General features: G+C 68.8%; 6 protein-coding genes, 1 tRNA gene and 1 pseudogene. 7 read left to right on the forward strand and 1 reads right to left on the reverse strand.

Annotated elements, in window-relative coordinates; translation table 11 throughout:
* The 6 genes and pseudogenes from AC1DZ6_RS16645 to AC1DZ6_RS16670 all read left to right on the forward strand — a co-directional run.
* Window positions 1-1,098 (forward strand): S16 family serine protease (locus AC1DZ6_RS16645; protein ID WP_477098258.1); only part of this gene is annotated, 1,098 nt, incomplete at its 5' end.
* Window positions 1,099-1,245: 147 nt separating this feature from the next.
* Window positions 1,246-1,524 carry an HU family DNA-binding protein gene (locus tag AC1DZ6_RS16650; RefSeq protein WP_477098259.1) on the forward strand — a complete coding sequence of 93 codons (279 nt, stop codon included), beginning with the start codon at window positions 1,246-1,248 and terminating at the stop codon, window positions 1,522-1,524.
* 145 nt (window positions 1,525-1,669) lie between these two features.
* Window positions 1,670-1,744 (forward strand) — tRNA-Val (locus tag AC1DZ6_RS16655).
* 56 nt (window positions 1,745-1,800) lie between these two features.
* Window positions 1,801-2,517 (forward strand): annotated as a pseudogene (locus tag AC1DZ6_RS16660) (esterase-like activity of phytase family protein); the annotation flags it as partial.
* Between the two features lie 70 nt (window positions 2,518-2,587).
* Window positions 2,588-2,998: an esterase-like activity of phytase family protein gene (locus AC1DZ6_RS16665; RefSeq protein ID WP_477098263.1), complete on the forward strand. Its 411-nt coding sequence runs from the start codon at window positions 2,588-2,590 to the stop codon at window positions 2,996-2,998.
* Between the two features lie 71 nt (window positions 2,999-3,069).
* The gene (locus AC1DZ6_RS16670) at window positions 3,070-4,149 is read left to right on the forward strand and encodes a winged helix DNA-binding domain-containing protein (protein WP_477098260.1); all 1,080 of its coding nucleotides are present in this window, start codon (window positions 3,070-3,072) and stop codon (window positions 4,147-4,149) included.
* On the opposite strand, the gene AC1DZ6_RS16675 is transcribed toward AC1DZ6_RS16670, so the two are convergent.
* The gene (locus AC1DZ6_RS16675) at window positions 4,146-5,399 is read right to left on the reverse strand and encodes a glycosyltransferase (protein WP_477098261.1); all 1,254 of its coding nucleotides are present in this window, start codon (window positions 5,397-5,399) and stop codon (window positions 4,146-4,148) included. The genes AC1DZ6_RS16670 and AC1DZ6_RS16675 overlap by 4 nt on opposite strands.
* Window positions 5,400-5,503: 104 nt before the next feature.
* Here AC1DZ6_RS16675 and AC1DZ6_RS16680 point away from each other — a divergent pair.
* On the forward strand, window positions 5,504-6,286 hold a 783-nt coding region (locus AC1DZ6_RS16680), incomplete at its 3' end, for an SPFH domain-containing protein (protein WP_477098262.1).

Here is a 6,286-nt window from a genome sequence, read left to right on the forward strand (position 1 = left end):
GCCCTGCTCGAGGTGCTGGACCCGGCTCAGAACTCGACCTTCGGCGACCACTATCTGGAAGTCGACTACGACCTGAGCCAGGTGATGTTCGTCACCACGGCCAACAGCCTCAACATGCCTCAGCCGCTGCTGGACCGCATGGAGATCATCCGCATCCCCGGCTACACCGAGGATGAGAAGCTGGAGATCGCCAAGCGCCACGTGCTGCCCAAGCTGATGAAGGACCACGGCCTGAAGACGACCGAGTTCGTGGTGCCGGAAAAGGCGATCCGCGACCTGATCCGCTACTACACCCGGGAAGCCGGCGTGCGGTCGCTTGAGCGGGAGCTGGGCGCCCTGGCGCGGAAGACCGTCCGCGATCTGGCCCGTGAAAAGGTCGTCTCGATCACCATCGACGACGAGCGCCTGGCCAAGTACGCGGGCGTCCAGAAGTATCGCTACGGCGAGACCGACGAAGTCGACCAGGTCGGCATCGTCACCGGCCTGGCCTGGACCGAGTTCGGCGGCGACATCCTGACCATCGAAGCCGTGAAGATGCCGGGCAAGGGCCGTATGACGGTCACCGGCAACCTCAAGGAAGTGATGAAGGAGTCGATCTCGGCGGCCCAGTCCTACGTCCGCTCGCGGGCCCTGCACTTCGGGGTCAAGCCGCCGGTGTTCGAGAAGACCGACGTCCACATCCACGTGCCGGACGGCGCCACTCCCAAGGACGGCCCGTCGGCCGGCGCCGCCATGGCCCTGGCCATGGTCTCGGTGCTGACCGGCATCCCGATCCGCAAGGATATCGCCATGACCGGCGAGATCACCCTGCGCGGCCGGGTCACCGCCATCGGCGGCCTGAAGGAGAAGCTGCTGGCCGCCCTGCGCTCCGGCGTGAAGACGGTCCTGATCCCTCAAGAGAACGAGAAGGATCTGGCCGACGTCCCGCAAAGCGTGAAGGACGGCCTGGAAATCATCCCCGTCTCGACGGTCGATGAAGTGCTGAAGCACGCCCTCACGGGGCCGCTGACGCCCATCGAGTGGAGTGAAGAGGACGAACCGATTGCTGCAGCTGCGAAGGTTGATGACAGCGACAGTGACGCTGTTCTGACCCACTAACAGTAACTTATCGTGGATAACTTAGGCGGCGCGGATATTTTCCGCGCCGCCTTCGTTTGACGGGCCGTCTGAACCCCGCATACTCCCGGTCGAGCGAAGCGGCGTGAGCTGTAGCCAGCGCCGCCGCTTTCATGCTGGGAGAAGAACATGACCACAAAGGCCGAACTCGTCACGGCGATCGCCGAAAAGGCGGGCATCAACAAGAACCAGGCTAAGGACGCTCTCGAGGCTTTCATCGACGCCGTCACCAGTTCGCTGAAATCCGGCGAGGACGTGCGCCTGGTCGGCTTTGGCACCTTCAAGGCCGTCGCCCGCGCCGCGGGCACCGCACGCAACCCGCGCACCGGCGAGACCGTGAACCGTCCGGCGTCCAAGACCGCCCGGTTCCAGGTCGGCGAAGGTCTGAAGACCACGCTGAACAGCTGATCCAGTAAGAAGATTTCGAGGCGGGTCGCCACGACGGCGCCCCGCCTTTTCTATGCAGGACTTCTCCGGGCGGACGGGGTATCTCCCACATCCCCGTCCGTCTTGGTTTCGTCCGCCTCGAATTGACGGGCTTGGGTAGTCCTGGGGGCGGTTAGCTCAGCGGTAGAGCGTCTCGTTTACACCGAGAGGGTCGGGGGTTCGATCCCCTCACCGCCCACCATCATCGCGGTTGGACAGGCGATGGACTTTCGCCGCCGCCGCCCGCACTGATCGGGCATGGCCGCCGAAACCGCCGACATCACCATCTCCCGCCTGGCCTGGACGGATCAACGTCTCGACGAGGTGGAGACGCCGCGCGGGCGTCTGCGCATCACCCTGGGTCTGGGCTCGGGCCTGGCGCGGCGCGCGGGCGATCCGCCGGGCGTGGTCTGGGCGATCGGCGATCGTGGTCCGAACATCAAGATCGGGGCGGCGGTCGAGGATCACGGCCTGACGCATCTGTCCGCACTGGCCGCCCTTGAAGGCGCCAAGATCATGCCTCGGCCGGCGATCGGGCCGATGCTGGCCCAACTGCGCGTCGAGGGAGACGGGGTCACGTGTCTCCAGGTTCTGCCCCTGCGCGACGCGAGCGGCGTGACCTTCGACGGTCTTCCCGGACCCGGCGGGGACATGGCGGCCATGGAGCCGGCCTTCGACCTGTCGGGCGTCGCGCTGGGCCACAGCCTGGCCGGAGGCGACACCGAAGGGGTGGCGGCCCTGGCCGACGGCACGTTCCGGGTGGCTGACGAGTATGGCCCCTCGATCCTGGTCGTGGCGGCCGACGGCGTGGTCAAGGCGCGCTGGGTCCCGAAAGGCGAGGGCGCGGCCTTGGCGGGAGCGGCCTATCGCGTCGAGGATGTCCTGCCGGCCCTGTCCGCGCGCCGACGCCTGAACCGCGGCTTCGAGGCCGTGGCCCTGTCGCCGGACGAGACACGGCTGCACGTGATCCTGCAAAGCCCGCTCGCGCCTGAAGACGAGACTGACGCCGAAGGGCAGGGGCGGGCCCGGCTCTGGACGCTGGACGCTGGACGCCCGAACCGGCGCGCCGCTGGCCGAGCACTTCTATCCGTCCGACGCGCCGGGGACCTTCCGCCGCGACGCCGAGGCCGGATCGGTGGGGCCCGAGGACTTGAAGATCTCCGAGGCTGTGTCGCTGGGCGGCGACCAGCTTCTGGTGCTGGAGCGGATCTCGCGAACCTCGAAGCTCTATCGCGTGACCCTGGACGCGCCGGTGCTGACCAAGACCCTGGTGCTGTCCACCGACGACTGGCCGCGGATCGACGCCGATCTGGAGGGCATGGCCCTGCTCACCGATCACGACCTGCTGCTGAGCACCGACAACGACTTCGGAGTGGAAGGGCGCGAGACGGCCTTCTATCGCGTGACCTTCGCCGCGCCGATTGCTGACACCGGGCTGGCGACGGGCTCGGTCTAGATGGCGATGAGGTAAGAGGGGCTGGCGTGGCGGACAAAAGTTCCACGGAGAAGGCCTTGGATCGCCGGGCATTGAACCGCGCGTTGCTGGCGCGGCAGCACCTGTTGCGGCGCGCCGAGCTCGACGTTCCCGAAGCGCTGGATCACCTGATCGCCCTGCAAGCCCAGTCGCCCAAGGCCCCTTACTTCGCGCTCTGGACCCGGCTGAAGACCTTCACGCCGGAAGACCTGTCCCGTGGGCTGGAGGACTTCAGCCTGGCGCGTGGCACGTTGATGCGGGGCACCCTTCACATCGCCGCCGCCAAGGACTTCGCGGCGATCCGGCCCCTGATCCAGCGCGGGCTGGACCGGTTCCTGACTGAGGGCTCCGTCCATGGCCGGGCTTTGGCTGGCTTGGACCAGGAGGAAATCGTCACGGCGGCCCGCGACCTGCTGCGGAGCGGACCGCTGACCGCCGCCGGCCTTCGCCAGGCCTTGGCGGAGCGCTGGCCCGGGCGCGATCCCCAGGCGCTGGCCATGGTCGCGCGCATCCATCTGCCGATGTTGCAGCTGCCGCCGCGCGGCCTTTGGGGGCGCAGCGGCCAACCGACGCTGGCGGCCATGGACGATCGCCTCGACACGCCAGAACCCGGCCTCATCCTGAAGGACCTGGTGCGGCGCTATCTGGCGGCGTWCGGCCCGGCCAGTGTCGCCGACGCCCAGACCTGGCTGGGTCTCAGTCGCCTGACACCGATAGTCGAGGCGCTCCGACCGTCCCTGATCCTCTTCCAAGACGAAGACGGCGTGGAACTGTTCGACCTTCCCGAAGCGTCCAGGCCGTCGGCCGAGGTCGAGGCGCCCGTCCGCTTCCTAGGCGAATTCGACAATGTGTTGCTGGCCCACGAGGATCGGACGCGGATCATGCCTGCCGATCACAGACGTCGGCTCTATACGGCCAACGGTGTTCTGCGGGCGGCCGTGCTGGTCGACGGCTTCACGGCGGGGCGTTGGCGCATCGAGGAAGGCAAGATGGAGTCGGTCCTGCACGTGGAGCTGTTCGCCAAGGTCGGCAAGCCGGTCGCCAAGGCCGTGGCGGAGGAGGGCGAACGTCTTCTGGCCTTCGCCACAAAACACGCCGGCGGCGACGTGCGGATCGCGGTCGCCGAGGACTAGGGGGCCAGCGCCTCGAGCGCCGCCGCCGCGTGGCGCGCGGCCTCGTCGGCGCGGACCGCCGCGCCCAGGCTCTCGGCGGCGGCCTTGAAGGCCGGCTCGTCCAGCAGGCGGCGAACGGCGGCGGCGATGGCGTCGGCGCTCGCATCAGCCGGCAGGGTCAGGCCGGCGCCGCGATGGGCGACGCGGGCGGCGTTGTCGTTCTGGTCGCGGCCCATCGGCAGGCACAGCAGCGGAACGCCGGCCATCAGCGGCCGCAGGGTCGAGCCATGGCCGGCATGGGTGACGAACAGGGCCGCGTCCTTCAGCAGCTCGCCATGGGGCGCGCTGCGCACGACGGCGACGTTGGCCGGAGCCTCGAGCTCGGCGGGATCGATCGTCGGGCCCGTGGTCACCACGCCGCGCACCGGCAGGTCGCCCAGGGCGGCGATGATCGCGCGCAGAGCGGGTTCCTGCGCCTGGTAGAGACTGGAGAACGACACGACGACCAGCGGCGCGTCGCCGGGCGGCGGCGTGAACGGCGCGACCCAGGCAGGATCCGCCAGATAGGGCCCGACATGGGCGAAGGGCGCGGGCAGGGGGGCGGGCGCGAAGTCGAACGCCTTGCTAGTGGCCAGCAGAATCGCCTCCGCGACGTCCAACTGCGCGAACAGGTCGGCGAGGGGGGCAAGGCCCAGGGCGACGCGGGCGACGTTCAGGTCGGGCAGGCCGGCCTGGAAAAAGGTTCGCGCCATCTGGCCGACCATGGCGTGCATGGTCCGCTCCTCGTCATTGGCGGCCGGAAGCATGCCGGCCCCGAACGGCGGCCCGCTCGGCATCGTCGGCAGCGACCAGATGTTGGCCGCCAGCAGGGCCAGCGGCACGCCCGTCGCCTCCGCCGCCGCCATCGGGCCCAGCAGCAGCTCCTGGCTGACCACCACGTCCGGCGCGAAGGCGGCGATCGCCGCCAGGGTGTCGTTGGCGTAGGCGAGGGCGGGACCGGCCATCACCCGGTCGAGCAGGCGTTGGATCACCGCCAGCGGATTGTCGGCCTCGTGATCCTTCAGGCGGTCGTCGTCGCGGGTCTTGCCGGTCTGGAACGGCGCGGTCGTCCAGGCGCGGAACGGCACGTCCAGGGCGGCGGCGTCGGGCGCGTTGCAGGGATCGCTCAGGAACAACACGGCGTGGCCGCGCGCCGCCATGTCACGGGCCACCAGCAGCATGGGCTGCACATGGCCGCCGCCTTCCCAGGTGGTGAAGAGATATCGCGCCATTCAAGTCCTCGACCGCAATCGCACCGCCTGCCTACGCGGTCCGGACGGGCCTTGCCAGAAGCGATCAAAGTGATATCACTTTGTTATCAATCCTGGAGGGCTCCATGACCGACGCGCCGAATATCAACCGCTCGACCGAACGCGCCTTTGGCGGGATCGGCGGCGGGCTGCCGTTGGTGTCGCTTCCCCTGATCATCGCCGCCGCTGTCTGGGCGTTTTCGACAGGCGGCGTCGCCGGCCCGCTTTCGGGCGCGGCCCTGATCGTGCTGTTCCTGCTGGTCAGCTTCGGCTTCTATTCGCTGCAGCCGAACGAGGCCTACGTCGTCACCCTGTTCGGGACCTATATGGGCACCGATCGCCGGACAGGCCTGCGTTGGGTCTTGCCCTGGTACGGCCGCAAGAAGATCAGCCTGCGGGTGCGCAACGTCACCAGCGAGCGGCTGAAGGTCAACGACAAGCGCGGCAACCCGATCGAGATCGCCGCCAACATCGTCTGGCGCGTGTCCGACACCGCTCAGGCCCTGTTCGACGTCGACGACTACGTCGCCTTCGTGAACATCCAGATCGAGACCGCGCTGCGCGAAACCGCCTCGCACTACGCCTACGACCACGACGACAGCGGCGAGCCCACGCTGCGCGCCGACGCCGATCAGGTCGGCGAGGGCCTGCGGACCGATCTTCGAGGCCGGACGGCGGTGGCGGGAGTGTCGATCGACGAGACCCACCTGATGCACCTGGCCTATGCGCCGGAGATCGCGGGGACGATGCTCAAGCGCCAGCAGGCCGAGGCCGTGCTGGCCGCCCGCCGCACGATCGTCGCCGGCGCGGTCGGCATGGTCGAGYACGCCCTGCAACAGCTCAGCGAACGGGGCGTCGTCGTCCTGGAC

The sequence above is a fragment of the Caulobacter sp. P1_B12_2 genome (genome assembly GCF_056406675.1).

What these genes read in the sequence shown, in the direction of transcription:
- AC1DZ6_RS16650 (WP_477098259.1), top strand. Translation starts at nt 1,246, where the DNA reads ATGACCACAAAGGCCGAACTCGTCACGGCGATCGCCGAAAAGGCGGGC.
- AC1DZ6_RS16675 (WP_477098261.1), bottom strand. Translation starts at nt 5,399, where the DNA reads ATGGCGCGATATCTCTTCACCACCTGGGAAGGCGGCGGCCATGTGCAG.